The sequence below is a fragment of the Sphingomonas kyeonggiensis genome (assembly GCF_030812785.1).
GTDB lineage: Bacteria > Pseudomonadota > Alphaproteobacteria > Sphingomonadales > Sphingomonadaceae > Sphingomonas > Sphingomonas kyeonggiensis_B.
Genome location: NZ_JAUSTJ010000001.1, coordinates 1,020,364 through 1,041,558 on the forward strand (window position 1 = coordinate 1,020,364; position 21,195 = coordinate 1,041,558).

The following is a 21,195-nucleotide window of genomic DNA, read 5'->3' on the forward strand; positions in this document are numbered from 1 at the left end:
TTAGAGGAAGCGGGCGCCCATGCAAAGCAGATGTTCCGATCACGGGCTTAACCTTCAATTTTCGGAACTGCGCACGGCCCTTGGGCGTCCCTTTGGCATGAACATTCCGGTCCAGAACCTTCCTGGGCCCGGTGCAACCGACGAGATCGCCGAGCTGGCCGGGCAGTATCTGCTCCTTCCCGAGCGGGAGGCGCTGACGCGGATCGATGCCGAGATCGCCCGGGCCACCGACGAATCGCGCTGGGACGACCTCAGCAAATGGCACCGGGTGCGTTTCCGGCTGATCCGGCTGCACCAGATCGCAGCGCGCTAGCCGAGGATTTCCCGCGCGCGGGCCGCGTCGAGGTCGATCTGCAGCTTGAGCGCATCGAGCGAATCGAACTTCGCCTCGGGGCGGAGATAGTCGATCAGCGCGACCTCGATCACCTGGCCGTAGAGATCGCCCGAGAAATCGAAGAAGAACGGCTCGAGCAGCTCGACCGGCGGCTCGAAGGTCGGGCGGATGCCGAGGCTGGCGACACCGCCGACCACGCGCCCATCGGGCAGGCGCCCGCGCACCGCATAGATGCCGTAGGCGGGGCGGAGATAATTGGCGAGGCTGAGGTTCGCGGTCGGGAAGCCGAGCGTGCGGCCGACCTGATCGCCATGCTGGACCACGCCTTCGATCGCAAAGGGGCGGGTGAGCAAGCGGGCGGCCTCTGCCGGGCGGCCCTGGCGCAGATGCTCGCGGATGCGGCTCGACGACACGGTCTCGCCGTCCAGCTGCACCGGGGCGACGGTCTCGGCCGAATAGCCGAGCTCGCTGCCCAGCGCGGCCAGGGTGGCGACATCGCCCTCGCGGCCCTTGCCGAAGGTGAAGTCGTTGCCGGTGACCACGCCGCCGGCGCCGAGGAAGCCGACCAGCCGCTCCTCGGCGAAGTCGCGGGCGCTGAGCGCCGCCAGCTCGGCGTTGAACGGGAAGACCAGCATCGCATCGACGCCCGCTTCGGCGAGGAGGCGCTGGCGCTGGTCCATGGTGGTCAGGCGGAACCAGGGGCTGTCCGGGCGGAAATAGCGTTGCGGATGCGGATCGAAGGTGCCGACGATCGCCGGCCGCCCCTCGGCGCGCGCGCGCTCGACCGCATGGCCCACCACCGCCTGATGCCCCAGGTGAAATCCGTCGAAATTCCCCAGCGCGACGATCGCGCCCCGATAGCGGGACGGGACCGGCGCGCCGCCGTCGAGACGCTCCATGGGCGGGGCTATAGGGGGGGAGTCTCGGTTCTTAAAGCCCTCTCCCTTTGGGAGAGGGTTGGGTGAGGGGCGGTGTGAGGAATGCACTAGGATCGACCCTCACCCTTCCGCTGCCTTCGGCAGCTCCCTCCCTCTCCCGCGGGCAGAGGGATTATTGCGCCACGATCCCCGCGCGGATCACGCGCAGCACATTGCCACCCATCACCTTGCGGATGTCGTCGGGCGAGAGGCCGGCATCGACCAGGCCGCCGGTGATCGCGATCAGCTGGGACGAATCCCAACCGGTGGTGACCGCGCCGTCGAAATCCGAGCCGAGGCCGACATGGTCGATGCCGACCAGGTCGCGGACGTGGAGGATCGCGCGGACGACATTGGCCGGCTCGGTGCCGCAGACTGCCGCATCCCAATAGCCGATGCCAACCACGCCGCCGGTGCGCGCGACGCCCCGAATCTCGTCATCGGTCAGGTTGCGGTTGACCTTGCAGGTCGCCTGGACGCCGCCATGGCTTGAGACGACCGGGCGCTTCGCCAGCTTCAATATCTCGGCGACCGATTCGTGGCTCGAATGGGCGATGTCGACGATCATGCCGAGCTGCTCCATCCGCGCCAGCACCTGGCGGCCGAGCGGGGTGAGCCCGCCCTTCTTCACTCCGTGCATCGATCCGGCGACGTCATTGTCGAAGAAATGGGCGAGGCCGGCCATGCGGAAGCCGGCGGCGTGGAGCTTGTCGAGATTGCCGAGCTGGCCTTCGAGGTCCTGCAGCCCCTCGATCGAGAGCATGCCGCCGACCACCTTCCTACCGCGGGCGCGATCGGCGAGCAGCTGGTCGAGCTCGGCGGGCGTGTGGATCACGCGCAGCTTGCCGTTCGATCCGGCGGCGGCGCGGTCGAGCCTGCGGGCGTGGAACAGCGAGCGCTCGAGCAGCGAGGTCCAGGTCCTGGGCGGCTGGAGCTGCGCGATGGTCAGCAGCGTGATGTTGTCGGTGTCGCCGGGGTTCGAATCGTAATTCTGGTGCTTCGGGGTCTTGGTGACCGAGGAGAAGACCTGGAGCGCGACATTGCCTTCGAGCAGCCGGGGCAGATCGACCTGGCCGGTGTTAGAGCGATCGAGCAGGCTGCGGCGCCACATCAGCGTGTCGGCATGCATGTCGGCGATCTGGAGCGAGGCGTGGAGCTTCTTCACCGCGTCGCTGGGTTTGGCCAGCTTGACCGGCACCACCTTGTTCATGCTGCCTTCGACGATCCCCGGGGCGAAGCCAAAAAAGCCGACCGCGGCCAGCAACAGCACGATCAGCACTCCCCAGAGGATCTTCTTCTTCATCCCATCCGCTCCAGCGTCACGAAGCTGTAGGCAGGGCGCCCCGCTTCTTCGCCGAAATCCTCGCGCGCAACCTCGTGCCATTCAACCCCGAAAGCGGGGACGACGGCATCGCCTTCGGGGGAAGCATGGACTTCGGTGAGCTCGATCCGGTCGGCGGTGAACAGCGCGAATATCTCCGCGCCGCCGATCACCGCGACCTCGCCATCGCCGGCGAGCGCCAGCGCCTCGGCTGGGGAGTGGGCGACTTCGGCACCCTCGGCATGCCAGCCGGTGTCGCGGGTCAGCACGATGTGGCGGCGGCCGGGCAAGGGCGCGGGGAAGCTGTCGAAGGTCTTGCGCCCCATGATCATCGGCTTGCCCATGGTCTGCGCCTTGAAGCGCCTGAGGTCGGCGGGCAGGCGCCAGGGCAGCTGGCCGTCGACGCCGATCACGCCATTGTCGGCGCGGGCTAGATGGAAGGTGATCATCCCTTGTTCCCCTTCCGCTTGCGGGAGGGGTTAGGGGAGGGGGTGTCCTCGAACTTCATAAGGGGAGGACATGCCCTCCCCCGGCCCCTCCCGCAAGCGGAAGGGGGGATGGATCACACCGCCACCGGGGCCTTGATGTGCGGCTGGGCTTCGTAGCCGTGGATCACGAAGTCTTCGTACTCGTACGCATCGATCGAGCCCGGATTGCGCAGAATCTCCAGCCGCGGGATCTGGCCGGGCGTGCGCGACAGCTGTTCGCGGGCCTGGTCGAGATGGTTCGAATAGAGGTGGCAGTCGCCGCCGGTCCAGACGAAGTCGCCCACTTCCAGCCCCGCCTGCTGGGCGAGGATATGGGTCAGCAGCGCATAGCTGGCGATGTTGAACGGCACGCCGAGGAAAATGTCGGCCGAGCGCTGGTAGAGCTGGAGGCTCAGCTTGCCATTGGCGACATGGCACTGGAACAGGCAGTGGCAGGGCGCCAGTGCCATGGCGTGGAGCTCGCCGGGGTTCCAGGCCGAGACGACCATGCGGCGCGAGCCGGGATTGGTCTTCAGCGTCTCGATCAGCTCCTTGATCTGGTCGATATGGCGGCCGTCCGCCGCCTCCCAGTCGCGCCACTGCTTGCCATAGACCGGGCCGAGATCGCCATTCTCGTCGGCCCATTCGTTCCAGATGCTGACCTTGCGCTCCTGCAGCCACTTCACATTGGTGTCGCAGCGCAGGAACCAGAGCAGCTCGATGATGATCGACCTGAGATGCAGCTTCTTGGTGGTGAGCAGCGGGAAGCCCTGTGACAGGTCGAAGCGCATCTGGTGGCCGAACACGCTCAGCGTGCCGATGCCGGTTCGGTCCATTTGCTTGGCGCCGTGGTTGAGCGCGCGGTCCATCAGGTCGAGATACTGCTGCATGGGTGCAGCCTAGCTCCGCGCTCCGGCGCCGCCAAGCGGACGAGTTATAATCCATTGTGGAGAAAAGCTTCGTCCGGAGCGGACGCGGTCGCGCTTCGATGCGACGGCTGGCGGTGGCAGTCGCTGGGCGTGTTGTTCGACCTACCCCATCGGCCGATGCGCCTGCACGATGCGCAGGAGGCGGGCGAATTGTTCGCGCCGCTAGCACGCGAGCGGGTGGAGGTGCTCGCCTTCGCCTATCTCGACCGGCACCAGCAGATACTCGGCATGCGCCATGCTCGCTCGGAGCATCGAGACCAGCTCGACCTGCCGATCCGCGACGTGGCCGCGGACGCGATCGCGTTCCATGCGGTCGCCGTGGTGATGGCGCATAATCATCCGAGCGGCGACCCGACGCCGAGCAGGGCGGACCGCGAGGCGACGGAAAAGCTCGCCCGCGCGCTCGATGCGCTGGGCGTGCGGCTGCTCGATCACCTGGTGGTCGCCGCCAAGGGCACCACCAGCTTCCGCAGCCTAGGGTTCCTTTGATTCCCGCGCCATGCTCGCCGGCGTGGCGGTCTTGCCGCTCCTGCAGGCGCGGATCGCGCTCGGCTCGGGCCGCTCGCCCCGCGCCTCGAAGATCGCGATATAGCCGCCGGCCGAGGGCATCGGCTTGATCGAGACCAGCGAGTAGCCGACCGCGGCGAACTCGCACTTGAGCAGTTCGGGCGGGGTGCCGTGATCCTGGGTCGGGCGATTGGCGTCGACCACCACCGCCTGGCCGCCGGGCGCGAGCGCCGGGCGGAGCCGCCAGAGGAATTCGTAGGGGCTCTCGATCTCATGGTACATGTGGACCATGAGGACGCGGTCGAAGCTGTTCTCGGGCAGGCGCGGATCGGCGGGCAGGCCGAGACGCACGCTGACATTGTCGAGCTTCTCGCGCAGCACGCGGGTGGCGAGATAGTCGCGCGTCTCGGGGACGATGTCCTCGGCGACGACGCGGCCCTTCTTGCCGACGCGGGTGGCGAGGCGGACGGTGTAATAGCCTTCGCCTGCGCCGATATCGGCGACGGTCATGTCCGGCTTGATGCCCGCCAGGTCCATCACCTGGCCGGCTTCGTTCAGCCGGTCGCGCGCTTCCTCGGTCGACCAGCGCGGCGAGAGGATGGTGGCGACGGGCCGGTCGGCGGCGGGGAAGCCGCTGTGCGGCGCCGGCGCGTCGTCATCCTGGGCCTTGTTGTCGATCATCGCCGCCCCGCCGCACGCGGCGAGCGCCATGGTCAGCAGCAGGGCGAGGCCCGATCTCAATCGACATCCTCCACTTCGACCGTCTCGCCGGTCACGCGCTGGGATAGCGCGGCAGCCATGAACGCGTCGAGGTCCCCGTCGAGCACATCACCGGGCGCGGTGGAAGTCACGCCGGTGCGCAGGTCCTTCACCAGCTGGTAGGGCTGGAGGACATAGGAGCGGATCTGGTGGCCCCAGCCGATATCGGTCTTGCTGGCGTTGGTCGCGTTCGCAGCGGCCTCGCGCTCGGCCAGCTCGCGCTCGTAGAGGCGGGCGCGCAGCTGGTTATAGGCCTCGGCCTTGTTCTTGTGCTGCGAACGCTGGTTCTGGCACTGCACGACGATGCCGGTGGGAAGGTGCGTGATGCGCACCGCCGAATCGGTGGTGTTGATGTGCTGGCCGCCCGCGCCCGAGGCGCGGTAGGTGTCGATGCGCAGCTCGCTCTCGTTGATCTCTATGGCGATGTCGTCGTCGATCACCGGGTACACCCAGATCGAGGAGAAGCTGGTGTGGCGGCGCGCGGCGCTATCGTACGGCGAGATACGGACGAGGCGGTGCACGCCGCTCTCGGTCTTGGCGTAGCCGTATGCGTTCTCGCCCTTCACCAGCAGGGTCGCCGACTTGATGCCCGCCTGCTCGCCGGCGTGGTAATCGACCAGCTCGACCTTGAGGCCGTGGCGCTCCGCCCAGCGCGTGTACATGCGCTGGAGCATGCCCGCCCAGTCGTTGCTCTCGGTGCCGCCGGCGCCCGAATTGATCTCGATATAGGTGTCGTTGGCATCGGCCTCGCCCGAGAGCAGGGCCATGACCTTGTCCTTCTCGGCGCGCTCGGCCAGCGCGGCGAGGCTGGCGGTGCCTTCGCTCGCCATTTCCTCGTCGCCCTCGGCCTCGGCCATCTCGATCAGCTCGGCGGTGTCGTTGAGCTCGGTCTCGATCGCGCGGGTGGCGGTGATCGATTCGTCGAGGCGGCGACGCTCGCGCATCACGTCCTGGGCCTTCTTGGCGTCGTTCCAGAGAGTCGGATCCTCGACGCGCGCGTTCAGCTCGTCGAGCCGGCGCAGCGCCCGGTCCCAATCGAGGAAGCGGCGGAGCAGCGCGAGCGACTCCTTGATGTTGTCGACATGAGCCTGCGCTTCGGCGCGCATAATCAGTAACTCCAAATCATTCCGTCATCCCGGCGAAAGCCGGGATCTCGTGCCTCAGGCTGCACCTTCTACTGCCTGAGATCCCGGCTTTCGCCGGGATGACGAGATGGGCCGGGATGACGATATAGGTGCCGCGCTAGTAGATTCCGCCCTCGCGTTGCAAGAAGTCGCTGTCGCCTTCCTGCTTCTTGGGGGCGGCCTTCTTCTCGACGGCCTTGGTTTCGGGCGCCTCTTCCTGGTCGCGGCGGCCGCGGCGTTGCTCGGTCTCGGGCTTGAAGGCTTCCCAGATCACGCCGGAGAGCGGATCGCTGGACGGCCAGGCGCCGGTCACCGGCTTGCCCGAGGCGCGGTCGATGCGGACCATGCGGATGCCCTGGGGCGCGGTGAAGGGGACCTTCTCCATGCCTTCGAAGGCGGGGATGGCGAACTGCTTGAAGATCGGCGCGGCGATCGAGCCGCCCTGGGCATAGCCGCCCAGGTTGGTCGGCGTGTCATAGCCGATATAGAGGCCGCCGATCATCTGCGGGGTGCCGCCGACGAACCACACATCGGTCGGGCCCGAGGTGGTGCCGGTCTTGCCCATCATCGGGCGATTCAGGTCGCGCAGCACGGTGGCGGTGCCGCGCTGGACCACGCCCTCGGCGATATGGACCATCTGATAGGCGGAGAGCGCGTCGATCACCTGCTTGGCGCGGTTGACCGGCCGCGGCATCGCTCCGCCCTTCCAGTCGGGCGCGTTGCAGCCTTCGCAGGGGCGCCAGTTCTCGGGCCACACCACCGCGCCCTTGCGGTTCTGGACGAAGTCGATCAGCGACGGGTTGAGTGCCCGGCCATGGTTCACCAGGATCGAATAGGCGTTGACCATGCGCAGCACGGTCGTCTCGCCGGCGCCCAGCGCATAGCTGAGATAGGGCGGGAATTTTTGGCGCGACACGCCGATGCGCTGGATCAGGTCGACGACGTGATCCATGCCGGTCTGGTTGGCGATCTGCACCGTCATCAGGTTGCGCGACTGCTCGATGCCCCAGCGCAGCGTCTTGGGGCCGGCGCCGCGGGCATTGCCGAAGTTGCGGAAGCATTTCTGGCCGAGATTGGCGCCCTGCCACACGCAGAACGGGCCATCGACCACGATCGAGGCCGGGGTCATCCCCTGCTCGAGCGCGGAGGCATAGACGATCGGTTTGATCGTCGAGCCCGGCTGGCGCTGGGCCTGGGTGGCGCGGTTGAAACTCTGGATGCGCGAATCGAAGCCGCCCTGCATGGCGAGGATGCGGCCGGTGCGCGGATCCTCGACCACCATGCCGCCCGAGACCTTGGGGATCGAGCGCAGCGACCATTGGCCGCCGGCCTCGGGCGCCACCGCGACGATGTCGCCGGGCTTGAACGCGTCGAACGCCTGGCCGCCCTGGCCGCGCACCGGCATGGTCGCCGCCCATTTGGGCAGGGTGCCGGTCGAGCCGTCGTCGAAGCCGATCTGCCAGCCATCGCCGCTGCGCTCGATCAGCACGCCGGCGCGCCAATTCTCGTAATCGACGCCGATATTGGTGTTGAGGAAGGACTGGAGCCAGCTGCGGCCGATATCGGCATGACCGATCGGGCCCGACCAGCCACGGCCGCGGTCGTAGCGCAGCAGGCCGTCGCGCAGTGCCTTTTGCGCGTACTGCTGGAGCTTGGGATCGAGCGAGGTGCGCACCCACAGGCCGCCCGAATAGACGCTGTACGGGCCGGTCTCGTCGGTCTCGCCGAACTTGTCGATCAGTTGGCGGCGGACCTCCTCGGTGAAATAGCCGCCGACGCGCTCGAACTTCGGCGTCTGGCGCGGCACGGTTCCCAAGGGCGAGGCGACCGCCGAATCATGCTGGGCCTGGTCGATGAAGCCGTTCTCGAGCATCTGCCCGAGCACCCAGTTGCGCCGGTCGAGCGCGCGCTGGGTGTGGCGCTCGGGATCGTAGTTGGACGGGCCCTTGGGCAGGATCGCCAGATAGGCCATCTGCGGCAGGGTCAGCTCGCCCAGCTCCTTGCCGAAATAGGCCTGGCTCGCCGCCTCGACGCCGCCGGCGTTGCGCCCCAGCTCGATCGAGTTGAGGTAGAGTTCCATGATCTGCTGCTTGGTGAGCACATCCTCCATGCGCCAGGCGAGGATGCCCTCCTTGGCCTTGCGGAGATAGCTGGTCTCGTTGCCGACCAGCAGGTTCTTGGCGACCTGCTGGGTGATCGTCGAGGTGCCGCGCGGGGTCGAGCCGCTGACCAGCCCCTGGAAGGCGGCGCGCACCAGGCCGGGGAAATCGACGCCGTGATGCTCGAAGAAGGTCTTGTCCTCGGCGGACATGTACGCCTCGACGAGGAGCTTGGGATATTCCTCGAAGCTCAGCTGCACGCGGCGCTCGCGCGCATAGCTGTGGATCGGCAGGCCTTCCGCCGAGCGGACATTGGTCGGCAGCGGCGGCTCGTAGTTCTTCAGCGTGTCGACCGAGGGCAGGTTGCGCGCGATGAACAGCCAGACCAGGAAGACGAAGACGCCCGATAGCAGGGCGAGGACCGCGAGAATCCGGAACCACCAGCGGTGGCGGACGCGACCGAACAGCCCCTTGAAGCCCCCGATCTCGCGCTTGATGCGCATCTTTACGCTGGAAGTGGAACCGTCGGACATGCGGGTCGCGGTTTAGCAGGATTGAAGGCGGATGCCAGCCGGAGTCTCGGCGGCTCGTCGTGCGGGAGGATCGCTCCCGAAATGGGATTATTCCCTAAGTGAAACCACATCCCCTCGCGCCCTCTATAATGAGGGCACAAGGGGATTGATGAGGAGAGTTTTTCAGCGAGACGCCAGCGTCCGCGTCGCCATGCGCGTCGCGAAATGGATTTCCACGGCCTTGCGCACGCTCTGCGCCACTTTCCTGCGCCCTTCGTCCGAGGCCAGGAAGGCGGCGTCGCTATCGTTCGAGATATAGCCCGTCTCGAACAGCACGGAGGGCATGTCCGGCGCCTTGAGCACCATCAGCGACGCCATGCGGTGATAATTGGCCTTGATCGGGATGAGCGGCTGCGCCTCGCGGCCGAGCAGGCGTGCGAAGCTCGCCGACATGTTCATCGTCTCGCGCTGGGTGAGATCGATGAGGATCGAGGAGATGTCCGGATTCTGCGAGCCGAGGTCGACGCCGGCGATGATGTCGGCCTTGTTTTCGCGCGCCGCCAGCCGCGCCGCTTCCTTGTCTGAGGCGACTTCGGAGAGCGTGTAGACGGTGGCACCCGAGGCATCGGCATTGCCTGCGCTGTCGCAGTGGACCGAGATGAACAGGTCCGCGCCCAGCTTGCGGGCGAGGCCGTAGCGTTCTTGGAGGACCAGGAAGCGATCATCCTCGCGGGTGAGCGCCACGCGCACCCGGCCCGAGGCGAGCAGCGCGTCCTTCATGGCGAGCGCGGCCTTGAGGGTGAGGTCCTTCTCGCGCAGGCCATTGGCGCCGATCGCGCCGGGATCGTGCCCGCCATGGCCGGCATCGATCACCACCAGCGGGCGATCGGAGGCGCCATAGACGCGCGGCAGCGATGCCGGCGGCGCGCGGCGGGGCAGCGCGATCGTCTCGCTGTAGCGGCTATGGCCCGCGGGCTGCACATAGGAGAAGGGCGGCAGGAAGCTCATCCGCCGCTCGGCCGCGGCGCGAGCGAACTGCGCGTCGTCCACGGTGCGCAGCTGCAGGGTGAGTGTGCGCCCGTCGCGCCCGAAGCTGCCTTCGGTCACGATCGCCGGCCGCGCGAGATCGAGCACGATCCGCGCGCCCTCGGCGCCTTGCGAGCCCTGTCGGATGCTCGTTACCGGTCCCTCGGCATACGCGCGGCTACCCGGCTCGGCGCCCTTGGCGTCCAGCACGATCCGCTGCGGTCCAGCCAGCATGAAAGCGCTCGCCTGGGTCACCGGCTCGTCGAACTTGACGATCACGCGGTCACCCTTGACGCGCACTTCCTGCACGACGCCCGCCCAGCTTGGAACTCCGGTCAACCAGCCGGAGAGCAAGGCGAGCAGGAACAGCACCCTGACGCTATGCCGCGCCGGGGCTCTGGGGGTCCAGCCCAAAACCATAGATTGATACTCTGACTACACGTCTGCCCTGACGTGACCGGACTAGACGGCGCGCCTCAAATCGACGTGAAGCGACGCGGTTAATTTCCGATTCGGCATGTTTTTGCCGGCAAGGCTGCAAATGCTTGCCGGTCTCTTTGCCGGTTTTGGCCAAGGTTGCCGCGCCGTTACGGTAATGCTAGGCAGCTTTGTCCGGCCCTTGCGCCGGACCTTTCCCGCGGCCACATCTGCCGCGACAGTTCAGGTTGACGCTCACATGAGGCAATTTCCGCAACGTCTGCACCGATTGGCCGAACCGGCCGGTCGCGTGGTGGCGGCGGAGCTGGCGGACCACCGGTTCGCGCGTGCCCTGCGAGCAGCAGCAGTTTTCGAAACCCGCGAGACCGCAGCCGGCCAATCCGCCGGCCAGGGCCGCATTGTATGTCGCGCGCCTGCGCGAGCCCTCCGCAACACAAATTCAGAGGGCTGGGGCCGGCGCGCCCGGAGAATAATAAATGACCATGCGTATGCTGATCGACGCACGCCACCGGGAGGAAACCCGCGTGGCCGTCGTCAAGGGAAGCCGAATCGAGGAGTTTGATTTCGAGTCCGCCGAGCGCAAGCAGCTCAAGGGCAATATCTATCTGGCCAAGGTGACCCGCGTGGAGCCGTCGCTCCAGGCGGCGTTCGTGGATTACGGTGGCAACCGCCACGGCTTCCTGGCCTTTAGCGAAATCCATCCCGATTATTACCAGATTCCCAAGGAAGATCGCGAAGCGCTGCTCCGCGAGGAAGCCGAGCATGCGGCCGAGGAAGCCGCGCTGCGCGCCGAGGAGGATGGCGACGAGGATCATCTCGACGGCGATGACGGCGTCGAGGTGCTCGAGCGTCCGCATGACGACGAGGAAGAGCACGACCACGATCACGAGGATGCCGAAAGCGAGACCTCGGAAGGTGGCGAGGGCGAGGAAGGCCGTGGTCGCGGTCGCCGCGGCAAGCGCCGTGGCGGTGGTGGCGGCGAGGACAGCCCGGCCGAGGCGCTGCGCCAGCGCCGCATGAACCTGCGCCGCCGCTACAAGATCCAGGACGTGATCCGCCGCCGCCAGGTGCTGCTGGTCCAGGTCGTCAAGGAAGAGCGCGGCAACAAGGGCGCTGCCCTCACCACCTATCTGTCGCTCGCCGGCCGCTACTGCGTGCTGATGCCGAACACCGCGCATGGCGGCGGCATCTCGCGCAAGATCAGCTCGGCTGCCGACCGCAAGCGCCTCAAGACGATCATGGCGGAGCTCAAGCTGCCGCCGACGATGGGCTGCATCGTCCGCACCGCCGGCCTCCAGCGCACCAAGGTCGAGATCAAGCGCGACTTCGACTATCTCGCCCGGCTGTGGGACGGCATCCGCGAGGAGACGCTCAAGTCGACCGCGCCGGCGCTCGTCTATGGCGATTCGGACCTGCTCAAGCGCGCGATCCGCGACATCTATAATCGCGACATCGACGAGGTGATCGTCGAGGGCGAGGACGGCTATCGCCAGGCCAAGGACTTCATGAAGCTCCTGATGCCGAGTCACGCCAAGAAGGTGAAGCAGTACGCCGACGCGGTGCCGCTGTTCCAGCGTGCCGGCGTCGAGGACCAGCTCTCGGCGATGTACAACCCCGTCGTCCAGCTGAAGAGCGGCGGTTACCTGGTGATCAACCCGACCGAGGCGCTCGTCTCGATCGACATCAACTCGGGCCGCTCGACGCGCGAGCACAATATCGAGCAGACCGCGACCGCGACCAACCTGGAAGCGGCGCACGAGATCGCCCGCCAGCTGCGCCTGCGCGACATGGCCGGCCTGGTCGTGATCGACTTCATCGACATGGATCACTCGTCCAACGTCCGGAAGGTCGAGAAGGCGATGAAGGAGGCGCTGAAGAACGATCGCGCCCGCATCCAGGTGGGCCGCATCTCCGCTTTCGGCCTGATGGAGATGAGCCGCCAGCGCCTGCGCACCGGTGTGCTCGAGGCGTCGACCGTGCAGTGCCCGCATTGCGAAGGCACCGGCCTGGTCCGCACCGCTTCGTCGGCCGGCCTCTCGGCCCTGCGCCTGATCGAGGACGAGGCCGCCCGTGGCCGCGGCTCGGTGATCACGCTGCGCGCGAGCCAGGAAGCCGCCTTCTACGTACTCAACAAGAAGCGCGCCGACATCGCCGAGATCGAGGACCGCTACGGCGTGACCGTCGAAATCCTGTCGGACGGCGAGCTCGAGGGCGCGCGCATGTCGGTCGAGGCTTCGGGCCCGCCGCCGGCGCATGCGCCGAAGTTCGAGAAGCTGATCGAAGAGCCCGAGGACGACGACTACGTCGAGGAGATCGACGAGGAGGAAGAGGAGCTCGAGGAAGAGGCCGAGGCCGGCAATCGCCGCGAAGGTCGTGGCGAGCGCCGCGAGCGTGGCGACGACGAGGGTGGCGAGCGCGGCAAGCGTCGCCGCCGCCGCCGTGGCCGTGGCCGTGGCCGTCGCGAGGAAGGCGAAGGCGCCGAGGGTGATGCCGAGGCCGAAACCGGCGAGGAAGCCGAAGGCGAAGTCGCTGAGGGCGAGGAAGCGCCTGCTGCTGTCGAGGGTGAAGGCGAGGGCCGCGAGAATGGCCGCAAGCGCCGTCGCCGTGGCCGTCGTGGCGGTCGCCGTGGCGATCGTGCCGAGGGCGGCGAGGATGCCGGTGAGGAAGCTGCCGAAGCGGTGACCGAAGCCGCCGCGCCGGTCGAGGCCGCGCCGGAGCCGGTCGCCGAGGAAGCACCGGCCAAGCCGAAGCGCACCCGCAAGAAGAAGGTGGAGGCTGTCGAGGCCGAAGCCGCGCCTGCGGTCGAAGCCCCGGTCGAGGTCGTTGCCGAGCCGGTTGCCGAGGAGGCTCCGGCCAAGCCGAAGCGGACCCGCAAGAAGAAGGTGGAGGCCGTCGCGGCCGAAGCCGCACCTGCGGTCGAAGCCCCGGTCGAGGTCGTTGCCGAGCCTGTTGCCGAGGAGGCCCCGGCCAAGCCGAAGCGTACCCGCAAGAAGAAGGTCGAAGCCGTCGAGGTCGAGCCTGCTCCGGCGGAAGCCGCCCCGGTTGCGCAGGACACCGAGGCTGCTGAAGTCGAAGGTGAGGCCGAAGCCGAGGGCGAGAATCCCGACGGCACGCCGCGTCGCGGCTGGTGGCAGCGCACCTTCGGGGCCTGACCCTTAAAGCCTGAGAGAAACGGGGCGCCGGTCCGCAGGGATCGGCGCCCTTTTTCATGGCTTCAGACGCGGTTCATCGGGGCGGGGGCACGGCCAATGCCATTGATCACGGGTGGAATTCGGAGGATACGAACGGGCATGAAGCGCATCCTCGCCCTGCTCTCGGCAGCCTTGCTGCTCTGGGTCCAGCCTGCTGCCGCCCAGTCGATCCTGCGCGACGCCGAGACCGAGGCGCTGCTCAACGACATGGCCCGGCCGCTGTTCATCGCCGCCGGCCTGTCGCCTGCCAATGCCAAGGTGGTGCTGATCCAGGACAGCTCGATCAACGCCTTCGTCGCCGGCGGGCAGATCGTCTATGTCCATTCCGGGCTGATCGACGCCGCCTCGAGCGCCAACGAAGTGCAGGGCGTGATCGCGCACGAGATCGGCCATATCGTCGGCGGCCATGCCGTGTTCCAGAATGACGGTGGTTATACCAACATCTCGATCCTCAGCCTGCTGCTCGGCGTGGCGGCGATGGCGGCGGGCAGCGGCGAGGCTGGCACCGGCATCCTGATGGCCGGCCAGCGCGCCGCGATCGGCAAGTATCTCGCCTTCAGCCGCGTCCAGGAAAGCTCGGCCGACGCCGCAGGCGCCAAGTTCATCAACAGCGCCGGGATCAGCGGCAAGGGCATGCTGAGCTTCTTCGACAAGCTCACCGCCCAGATGCACCGCTATGGCTATTACACCAGCAATCCCGAGGTCGATCCCTTCGCCCAGACCCACCCGATGTCGCAGGACCGCGTCGAGACGCTGAAGGCGGACCTGATGAACGCGCCGAGCTGGAACAAGCCGCTCGACCAGAATCTTGAAGTCCGCTTCAAGCGCGTCCAGGCCAAGCTGCGCGGCTATGTCAGCGATCCCAAGGACACGCTGGCCAAATATCCGCCGGGCAACCAGTCGGTCGAGGCGCATTATGCCCGCGCCTATGCCTATCACAAATCGGGCTATCCCGAGCAGGCGGCGGCCGAGACCCAGGCGCTGGTCAAGGCCGAGCCCAAGGACCCCTATTTCCTCGAGCTCGAAGGGCAGATCATGCTCGAATCGGGCGACCCCAGGGGGGCGATCGCGCCGCTGCGCGAGGCGACCGCGCTGTCGAACAACGCGCCGCTGATCGCCAGCACTTTGGGCCATGCGCTGCTCGCCACCGAGGACAAGGCCAATCTCGACGAAGCCGAGCGCGTGCTCAAGCAATCGGTGGCGCGCGACAACGACAATCCCTTCGCCTGGCTCAACCTCGGCACCGTCTATGACCGCAAGGGCGACGAGGCGCGCACCGCGCTCGCCACGGCCGAGCGCGCGCACATGATGGGCGATGTCGGCACCGCGCTGATGAGCTCGCGCGCGGCGATGGCGCGCCTGCCCCAGGGCTCGGCGGACTGGGTACGGGCACAGGACATCAACATGGTCTCGCAGACCGCCTGGGACGAGATGCGGAAGAAGAAGGGGCGGCAGGGCCAGTGATCGAGCGTTTGTTGGGCAACAGGCTGGCGCTGGCCGGCGCCTTCGTGCTGTGTGCGCTGCTGGGCGCGGCGCTGTTCGCGGCGATCCAGGCGCTGGTGCCGGGCATGGGCGCGCGCGGCCAAGGCGAGCAGGCGATGCGCCAATGGGTGCTTGCCCATCCCGAGGTGCTGCTCGAATCGGTCGAGCGCTACAACCAGAAGCAGAGCGCCAGTGCCGACAAGGCGCAGGCCGAGGCAGTGGCGGCAGCGGAGAAGACCCTGCCCGCCGAGCGGCCGAAGCTCGAGGCGCCCTATGCCGGCGCCTGGGCGGGCAATCCCAAGGGCGATGTCACGCTGGTCGCCTTCATGGACTATGCCTGCGGCTATTGCCGGGCCAGCCTGCCGGCGATCGAGGAGCTGCTGAAGCGCGATCCCAATGTGAAGGTGGTCTACCGCGAATATCCGGTGCTGGGGCCGGATAGCCTAGTCGCGGCGCGCTGGGCGCTGGCAGCGGCCGAGCAGGACAAGTTCCGCGCCTTCCACGACGCGCTGTTCGCTACCGACGGTCCGAGCGCGGCGAACATCGAGGCGGCGGCGCAGAAGGCCGGGCTCGACATGGGCCGGGCCAAGCAGGTCGCCCAGTCCAGGGCGGTCGAGGGCGAGATCGTCACCAACCACAAGTTCGGCCAGAAGCTGGCGATGACCGGGACGCCGAGCTGGGTGGTCGGCGGCAAGCTGCTCTACGGCATGCGCGACTATGCCGGCCTCGCCGCGGCCGTGACGGAAGCGCGCAAGGGGAAGTAACGCTCTCCCTCTTCCTTCAGAGGCGTTTCTCCCGATTTTTGTACCGAGCGGTTGCCGCCGCGCGCTGCCGTGCCTAATTAGCGGGTCCTTTCCCGGCCGGGGGCATCATGACATCCATTCTTTCGATAAACGGCGTGAGCAAGACCTATGGCTCAGGCCACAAGGCGCTCGATCATGTCGACCTTGAGATCCGCCGCGGCGAGATCTTCGCGCTGCTCGGGCCGAACGGCGCGGGCAAGACCACGCTGATCTCGATCATCTGCGGCATCGTCACGCCGAGCACCGGCACGATCCTGGTCGACGGGCATGACGCGGTGCGCGAGCCGCGCGCTGCCCGCTCGAAGATCGGGCTGGTGCCGCAGGAGATCGCGGTCGACATGTTCTCGACCGTGGGCTCGGCGCTGCGCTTCTCGCGCGGACTGTTCGGCAAGGCGCCGAACCAGGAGTTTTGCGACCAGATCCTCCGGGACCTGTCGCTGTGGGACAAGCGCAACTCGAAGATCATGGAGCTGTCGGGCGGCATGAAGCGCCGCGTGATGATCGCCAAGGCGCTGAGCCATGAGCCCGACATCCTGTTCCTCGACGAGCCCACCGCCGGCGTCGACGTGTCGCTGCGCCGCGACATGTGGAAGATGATCGGCAAGCTGCGCGAGCGCGGCGTCACCATCATCCTGACCACCCACTATATCGAGGAGGCCGAGGAGATGGCCGACCGGGTCGGCGTGATCGACAAGGGCCAGCTGCTCCTCGTCGAGGAAAAGGCCGAGCTGATGAAGAAGCTCGGCAAGCGCGAGCTCGACGTCAGCCTGGTCGAGCCGATGACGGCGATCCCGGCGGGGCTGGAGGAATGGCATCTCAGCCTCGAGGACGAGGGCACGCGCCTGCGCTACACTTTCGACGCCCAGGCCGAGCGCACCGGCATTCCGTCCTTGCTGAGGAAGCTCGGCGAGATGGGCATCGGGTTCAAGGACCTCGACACCAGCAAATCCAGCCTCGAGGACATCTTCGTCGGCCTCGTCGAACATAAGGAGGCCCGGGCATGAACTTCCACGGCATCTGGGCGATCTACAAGTTCGAGATGGCGCGCACGCTGCGCACGCTCTGGCAGTCGATCGTCACCCCGGTAATCACCACCGCGCTCTATTTCATCGTGTTCGGCAGCGGCATGGGCAGCCGCATCCCCTCGATCGAGGGCGTGCCCTATGGCAGCTTCATCGTGCCCGGGCTGATCATGCTGTCGCTGCTCACCCAGAGCGTCGCCAATGCCTCGATCGGCATCTATTTCCCCAAGTTCACCGGCACCGTGTTCGAGCTGCTCTCGGCACCGATCTCGGCGGTCGAGCTGGTGATCGGGTTCGTCGGCGCGGCCGCGACCAAGTCGGTGGTGATCGGGCTGATCATCCTGCTCACCTCGGGCCTGTTCGTGCCGCTGCGCGTCGATCATCCGCTGGCGATGCTCGCCTTCCTGCTGCTCACCTCGATCAGCTTCTCGATGTTCGGCTTCATCATCGGCATCTGGGCCAAGGGCTTCGAGCAGCTCAACGTGGTGCCGGCGCTGATCCTCACACCGCTCACCTTCCTGGGCGGCAGCTTCTATCCGCTGAGCTTCCTGCCCGAGCCGTGGCGCACGGTGAGCCTGTTCAACCCGGTCGCCTATCTGATCAGCGGCTTCCGCTGGGCGTTCTTCGGCGATGTCGGCGACATCGACGTGCGCTGGAGCCTGGGCTTCGTCGCGCTGTTCCTGGCCCTATGCCTTGGTCTTATCGTCACGATCTTCCGGACCGGCTACAGACTCAAGAACTGATGACACCCTTTCCCCTGGATATCTTCACCGAGCCCGAGGACGTCGATCCCCACACGCTCGCCAATCTCGGCCCGCTGGCGCCCCTCGCGGGGCACTGGGAGGGGCACAAGGGCGTGGACCTCAACCCCAAGGCCGAAGGCCCCGAACGGCGCGAGTTCATCGAGCGGATCGAGTTCGTGCCGATCGATCCCCAGGCCAATGGCCCGCAGCTCTTCTACGGGCTGCGCTACCATATCCACATCACCACCGAGGAAGAGGACATCACCTTCCACGACCAGGTGGGCTATTGGTTGTGGGAGCCGGCCACCGGCCTGATCCTGCAGACGCTGGCGATCCCGCGCGGCCAGGTGCTGCTCGCCAGCGGCAAGGGTGCGCCGGGCGACAAGACGATCCATGTCGAGGCGAAGCGGGGCGAGACCAGCTACGGCATCTGCTCGACCGACTTCCTCGAATATGCCTTCCGCACCGATGCCTATAGGATCGACATCGCCTTCACCGAGGATGGTGGCTGGAGCTACGACATCCACACCACGCTGGAGGTGAAGGGCCAGGGGCCGTTCGACCATCACGACCGCAACACGCTGAAGCGCGTGGGGGTGGCGAAGCCCAACCCCTGGGTGCAGATCCTCGCGGCGAAGGGCGAGGCGGCCTGAGTCCTGTCGACTGATTGAGCGTCACCCCGGCCTTGTGCCGGGGTCCACCATGCCGCACCGACTACCCTCTAAACTACTCGCTCGGCACTCGCCTCCCGGTGGACCCCGGCACAAGGCCGGGGTGACGGAGAGAGAGGGGGAGTGTTTAGTTCCCCACCACCGGCAGCATGATCGCCGAGCCGGAACACACCTTCTGCGTCGCCTTCTGATAGTCCGCCGGCTTGGCCTTGTAGATGTTCGGCACGAAGGTCTGCGGGTTGCGGTCGATCATCGGGAACCAGCTCGACTGGATCTGCACCATGATCCGGTGGCCCTTCTTGAAGACATGGTCGTGGTTCCTGAGCGGGATCGTCCAGTCGTTCACCTGGTTGGGCACCAGCGGCGTCGATTTTTCCATCGACTGGAGGTAGCGGCCGCGCTTGACCTCCATTGCGATCGGCAGCTGATAGCCGTTCAGCCCCTTCGCATAGGCGCCGATCGCAGTCGGCGGCTTCTCGAAATCCTCGGGGTACACGTCGATCAGCTTGACGATGAAGTCGCTGTCCGTCCCGCTGGTCGCAGCCTGCAGCGCGGCGGTGATCGCGCCGGTGATGGTCAGGTCGGCGTCGAGCGGGGCGCTGGTGTAGCTCAGCACGTCCGGGCGGTACTCGACGAAGCGCTGGTCCTCGGTCTCCCACCAGCGCCAGTCGGGCGTGGCATAGGTCGCCGACATCGGGCGGGCGCGGAACGGCACCGGGTTGGCGGGATCGGAGATGTACTCGCGGCAGCCCTCGCCCTGCGCCGGTGCGGTGAACGACACGCTGCCATCGGCGTGGAGGTAGAGGCTCTTGCTGCTCGCGGTCGTCAGCGGCCACTGGTTGTAGGTCTTCCACTGCCAGCTGCCCGACTGGAAGCTCTTCATCCGGTAATCGGGCTTGGTGCCCTTGCCGTGCAGCCAATAGGCGAAGAACGGCGCCTCGACCTGCTCCATGAACTGGGTACCGCTGTCGGTGCCGATCGGGATGCGACCGAGCATGTTGCCGGGCGAGCGCCAGCTGCCATGGTTCCACGGGCCGGCGACCATCAGCGACAGGTTGTTCGGATCGTTCTCGCGCTGCTTGTCGAAGATCTGCCAGCTGCCCCAAGGGTCTTCCTGGTCCCAGTAACCGGCGACGTTGAGCGTCGGCACGGTCGTCTTCTTCAGCGTGTCCGACCAGACCTGCTTCTTCCAGAAATCGTCATAGTCGGGATGCTCGATCATCTGCTTGTACAGCGGCACCCGGCCCTTGAAATACTTCGCCTCGATGTCCGCCGGCGAGCCTGCCTTCAGGAACCACTCATAGGTGTCGTAGCGGTCGTAGATCTCGATGCCGTCATTGGTCTTGTCGGCCTGGAGGCTGTTCACCCAGTCGCTGGCATAGGTGAGCCGCATCGCGCCCCAGCGGTGGAGGTCGTCATTCTTCCAATAGTCGATCCACGCCGCCTGCGGACTCACCGCCTTCAGCGCGGGGTGCGGGCGGGCGACGGCGATCGCGGCGGTGAAGCCGGGGTACGACACGCCCCACATGCCGACCTTGCCGTTGTTCGGCTTCACATTCTTCACCAGCCAGTCGATCGAATCATAGGCGTCGGTCGATTCGTCGGTCGCGCCCTTGCCGGTCTTGATCTCGGTCGAGAGGGTGAAGGGGCCGCCTTCGGAGCCGAAGCGGCCGCGCATGTCCTGGAACACGAAGACATAGCCGTCCTTGCCGAGCGCCGCCCAGCTGCCCGGCATGCTGCGCGGCGCGGCGCCGGGCGTGCCATAGGGGGTGCGCTGGAACAGGATCGGCAACGGCCCGGTCTGGCCCTTGGGGCGGATGATGACGGTGTGCAGCTTCACCCCGTCGCGCATCGGGATCATCGCCTCCTCGAAGGTGAAGGCGCTGTCGGCGGCCTGGGGCGCCGGTGCGGCCTGCTTCGCGGGCAGGGCCGCCAGCGGCGCGGCGGTGGCGACCGCCAGGGCGAACAGACTGACCAACCGCATGCTTATCCTCCCGCTAAAATCGATTGCGGGAGGGGTAGTCGGTGTATTGTGGCTGTCAATCGGTTCGCGGGCGGAAGCTGAGCTCGATCGCGGGACGCAGCACCAGCGTGGCGGCATTGACGAGCAAGTGGACGAGGATCGGCGCGGTCAGCCCCGGCCAGCCGAGATACAGCAGGGCGAAGATCGCGCCGAGCAGGCTGGTCTGCACCACGCCTACCCAGCCCTGGTAGCGATGGAGCAGCCCGAAGATCAGCGTCGATGCGGTAAAGGCGAGCGCGGCGCTGCCACCGCTGCCGGTGATGAGCAGCGGCAGATAGAGGCGGAACGCCACTTCCTCGCTGATCCCGGCGCTCGCGATCAACGGCAGGATATGGCGCAGCTCGGCATGGTTGCGCGGTATCAGCGGAGCGATGTCGGCGATCGGGGCGCCCCGGAGCGGGCGACGGAGGAGCAGCATGCGCAGCAGCGCGCCGATCAGTGCCCCGACGATCAGCGCGCCCGTGGCCATGCCCAGAAAGGCCGGGTTGCCGGTGCCGAGATCGGGCAGTTGCTCGACCAGCGGGGCGAACTCGGTGGGGAAGGTCCAGAGCGCATCGACTCGGCCCAGCAGCGCCAGCCCGACCAGTGAAGGCAAGAGATAGAGTGCGCAGTTCTTGCCAGCCATGCGGAGAAACAGTGGCTGTCGGCGTGCGCTGTCCTTGACCTTGCCGAAGCGCCGGTAGTTGCGGCGGTCGTTGCGCTGGGCCCAGACGAGCAGCGCGAGAGTGGCGATCAGCAGCAACGGCGCGAGCATCTGCGGCGGCATAGCGGGCACCGCGTGGGAGGCAAGGATCGAGTAGTGCGCAAAGATGAAGGTAAATCGAGTG

Annotated in this window: 18 protein-coding genes; 8 read left to right on the forward strand and 10 right to left on the reverse strand. The window is 66.9% G+C overall.

The window, feature by feature from the left end; genetic code table 11:
- Positions 1 to 97 precede the first annotated feature (97 nt).
- On the forward strand, positions 98 to 313 hold the full coding sequence (locus J2W22_RS05095) for a hypothetical protein (protein ID WP_307117171.1): 216 nt from the start codon (positions 98 to 100) through the stop codon (positions 311 to 313).
- Here J2W22_RS05095 and J2W22_RS05100 read toward each other — a convergent pair.
- The 4 genes from J2W22_RS05100 to J2W22_RS05115 all read right to left on the reverse strand — a co-directional run bounded on the left by J2W22_RS05100 (position 310) and on the right by J2W22_RS05115 (position 3,929).
- Complete coding sequence (locus J2W22_RS05100) at positions 310 to 1,233, reverse strand: bifunctional riboflavin kinase/FAD synthetase (RefSeq protein ID WP_307117172.1); 924 nt, start codon at positions 1,231 to 1,233, stop codon at positions 310 to 312. The genes J2W22_RS05095 and J2W22_RS05100 overlap by 4 nt on opposite strands.
- A gap of 151 nt (positions 1,234 to 1,384) precedes the next feature.
- Positions 1,385 to 2,554, reverse strand: a complete 1,170-nt coding sequence (locus J2W22_RS05105; protein ID WP_307117173.1) for a dipeptidase — start codon at positions 2,552 to 2,554, stop codon at positions 1,385 to 1,387.
- On the reverse strand, positions 2,551 to 3,021 hold the full coding sequence (locus J2W22_RS05110; RefSeq protein WP_307117174.1) for a dihydrofolate reductase: 471 nt from the start codon (positions 3,019 to 3,021) through the stop codon (positions 2,551 to 2,553). Before J2W22_RS05110 ends, J2W22_RS05105 begins: the two co-directional genes overlap by 4 nt.
- 113 nt (positions 3,022 to 3,134) lie before the next feature.
- Positions 3,135 to 3,929: a thymidylate synthase gene (locus J2W22_RS05115; RefSeq protein ID WP_307117175.1), complete on the reverse strand. Its 795-nt coding sequence runs from the start codon at positions 3,927 to 3,929 to the stop codon at positions 3,135 to 3,137.
- Positions 3,930 to 4,061: 132 nt separating this feature from the next.
- On the opposite strand from J2W22_RS05115, the gene J2W22_RS05120 reads away from it, so the two are divergent.
- A complete protein-coding gene (locus J2W22_RS05120; RefSeq protein ID WP_307117176.1) occupies positions 4,062 to 4,457 on the forward strand; it encodes a JAB domain-containing protein in 396 nt (131 codons plus the stop codon).
- Here the strand turns inward: J2W22_RS05120 and J2W22_RS05125 are convergent.
- The 4 genes from J2W22_RS05125 to J2W22_RS05140 all read right to left on the reverse strand — a co-directional run bounded on the left by J2W22_RS05125 (position 4,443) and on the right by J2W22_RS05140 (position 10,415).
- Entirely contained in the window at positions 4,443 to 5,156 is a 714-nt protein-coding gene (locus J2W22_RS05125) for a class I SAM-dependent methyltransferase (protein WP_307117991.1), read from the reverse strand. The genes J2W22_RS05120 and J2W22_RS05125 overlap by 15 nt on opposite strands.
- A 56-nt stretch (positions 5,157 to 5,212) precedes the next feature.
- Positions 5,213 to 6,340, reverse strand: coding sequence for a peptide chain release factor 2 (gene prfB, locus J2W22_RS05130; RefSeq protein ID WP_307117177.1), 1,128 nt, complete (start codon positions 6,338 to 6,340; stop codon positions 5,213 to 5,215).
- 136 nt (positions 6,341 to 6,476) lie between these two features.
- Positions 6,477 to 8,990, reverse strand: a complete 2,514-nt coding sequence (locus J2W22_RS05135; protein ID WP_307117178.1) for a penicillin-binding protein 1A — start codon at positions 8,988 to 8,990, stop codon at positions 6,477 to 6,479.
- Positions 8,991 to 9,152: 162 nt separating this feature from the next.
- Positions 9,153 to 10,415, reverse strand: coding sequence for an N-acetylmuramoyl-L-alanine amidase (locus J2W22_RS05140; protein WP_373422940.1), 1,263 nt, complete (start codon positions 10,413 to 10,415; stop codon positions 9,153 to 9,155).
- 494 nt (positions 10,416 to 10,909) lie between these two features.
- Between J2W22_RS05140 and J2W22_RS05145 the strand changes: the two genes are divergently transcribed.
- The 6 genes from J2W22_RS05145 to J2W22_RS05170 all read left to right on the forward strand — a co-directional run bounded on the left by J2W22_RS05145 (position 10,910) and on the right by J2W22_RS05170 (position 18,327).
- Complete coding sequence (locus J2W22_RS05145; RefSeq protein ID WP_307117180.1) at positions 10,910 to 13,585, forward strand: Rne/Rng family ribonuclease; 2,676 nt, start codon at positions 10,910 to 10,912, stop codon at positions 13,583 to 13,585.
- Between the two features lie 138 nt (positions 13,586 to 13,723).
- Positions 13,724 to 15,088, forward strand: coding sequence for a M48 family metalloprotease (locus J2W22_RS05150; RefSeq protein WP_307117181.1), 1,365 nt, complete (start codon positions 13,724 to 13,726; stop codon positions 15,086 to 15,088).
- On the forward strand, positions 15,085 to 15,870 hold the full coding sequence (locus J2W22_RS05155) for a DsbA family protein (RefSeq protein WP_307117182.1): 786 nt from the start codon (positions 15,085 to 15,087) through the stop codon (positions 15,868 to 15,870). Before J2W22_RS05150 ends, J2W22_RS05155 begins: the two co-directional genes overlap by 4 nt.
- 107 nt (positions 15,871 to 15,977) lie before the next feature.
- Positions 15,978 to 16,913, forward strand: coding sequence for an ABC transporter ATP-binding protein (locus J2W22_RS05160; RefSeq protein WP_307117183.1), 936 nt, complete (start codon positions 15,978 to 15,980; stop codon positions 16,911 to 16,913).
- On the forward strand, positions 16,910 to 17,674 hold the full coding sequence (locus J2W22_RS05165; RefSeq protein WP_184000259.1) for an ABC transporter permease: 765 nt from the start codon (positions 16,910 to 16,912) through the stop codon (positions 17,672 to 17,674). Before J2W22_RS05160 ends, J2W22_RS05165 begins: the two co-directional genes overlap by 4 nt.
- Positions 17,674 to 18,327 (forward strand): FABP family protein, encoded by a 654-nt coding sequence (locus J2W22_RS05170; RefSeq protein WP_307117184.1) that lies wholly within the window; start codon positions 17,674 to 17,676, stop codon positions 18,325 to 18,327. The genes J2W22_RS05165 and J2W22_RS05170 overlap by 1 nt, the downstream gene beginning before the upstream one ends.
- A 145-nt stretch (positions 18,328 to 18,472) precedes the next feature.
- On the opposite strand, the gene J2W22_RS05175 is transcribed toward J2W22_RS05170, so the two are convergent.
- Entirely contained in the window at positions 18,473 to 20,329 is a 1,857-nt protein-coding gene (locus tag J2W22_RS05175) for a CocE/NonD family hydrolase (RefSeq protein WP_307117185.1), read from the reverse strand.
- A 55-nt stretch (positions 20,330 to 20,384) separates the two neighbouring features.
- Entirely contained in the window at positions 20,385 to 21,122 is a 738-nt protein-coding gene (locus J2W22_RS05180; RefSeq protein WP_307117186.1) for a CPBP family intramembrane glutamic endopeptidase, read from the reverse strand.
- Positions 21,123 to 21,195: the final 73 nt, after the last annotated feature.

What these genes read in the sequence shown, in the direction of transcription:
- J2W22_RS05170 (WP_307117184.1), top strand. Translation starts at nt 17,674, where the DNA reads ATGACACCCTTTCCCCTGGATATCTTCACCGAGCCCGAGGACGTCGAT.
- J2W22_RS05175 (WP_307117185.1), bottom strand. Translation starts at nt 20,329, where the DNA reads ATGCGGTTGGTCAGTCTGTTCGCCCTGGCGGTCGCCACCGCCGCGCCG.
- J2W22_RS05150 (WP_307117181.1), top strand. Translation starts at nt 13,724, where the DNA reads ATGAAGCGCATCCTCGCCCTGCTCTCGGCAGCCTTGCTGCTCTGGGTC.
- J2W22_RS05160 (WP_307117183.1), top strand. Translation starts at nt 15,978, where the DNA reads ATGACATCCATTCTTTCGATAAACGGCGTGAGCAAGACCTATGGCTCA.
- J2W22_RS05115 (WP_307117175.1), bottom strand. Translation starts at nt 3,929, where the DNA reads ATGCAGCAGTATCTCGACCTGATGGACCGCGCGCTCAACCACGGCGCC.
- prfB (WP_307117177.1), bottom strand. Translation starts at nt 6,340, where the DNA reads ATGCGCGCCGAAGCGCAGGCTCATGTCGACAACATCAAGGAGTCGCTC.
- J2W22_RS05180 (WP_307117186.1), bottom strand. Translation starts at nt 21,122, where the DNA reads ATGCTCGCGCCGTTGCTGCTGATCGCCACTCTCGCGCTGCTCGTCTGG.
- J2W22_RS05125 (WP_307117991.1), bottom strand. Translation starts at nt 5,156, where the DNA reads ATGATCGACAACAAGGCCCAGGATGACGACGCGCCGGCGCCGCACAGC.
- J2W22_RS05135 (WP_307117178.1), bottom strand. Translation starts at nt 8,990, where the DNA reads ATGTCCGACGGTTCCACTTCCAGCGTAAAGATGCGCATCAAGCGCGAG.
- J2W22_RS05100 (WP_307117172.1), bottom strand. Translation starts at nt 1,233, where the DNA reads ATGGAGCGTCTCGACGGCGGCGCGCCGGTCCCGTCCCGCTATCGGGGC.
- J2W22_RS05095 (WP_307117171.1), top strand. Translation starts at nt 98, where the DNA reads ATGAACATTCCGGTCCAGAACCTTCCTGGGCCCGGTGCAACCGACGAG.
- J2W22_RS05145 (WP_307117180.1), top strand. Translation starts at nt 10,910, where the DNA reads ATGACCATGCGTATGCTGATCGACGCACGCCACCGGGAGGAAACCCGC.
- J2W22_RS05140 (WP_373422940.1), bottom strand. Translation starts at nt 10,415, where the DNA reads ATGGTTTTGGGCTGGACCCCCAGAGCCCCGGCGCGGCATAGCGTCAGG.
- J2W22_RS05105 (WP_307117173.1), bottom strand. Translation starts at nt 2,554, where the DNA reads ATGAAGAAGAAGATCCTCTGGGGAGTGCTGATCGTGCTGTTGCTGGCC.
- J2W22_RS05110 (WP_307117174.1), bottom strand. Translation starts at nt 3,021, where the DNA reads ATGATCACCTTCCATCTAGCCCGCGCCGACAATGGCGTGATCGGCGTC.
- J2W22_RS05165 (WP_184000259.1), top strand. Translation starts at nt 16,910, where the DNA reads ATGAACTTCCACGGCATCTGGGCGATCTACAAGTTCGAGATGGCGCGC.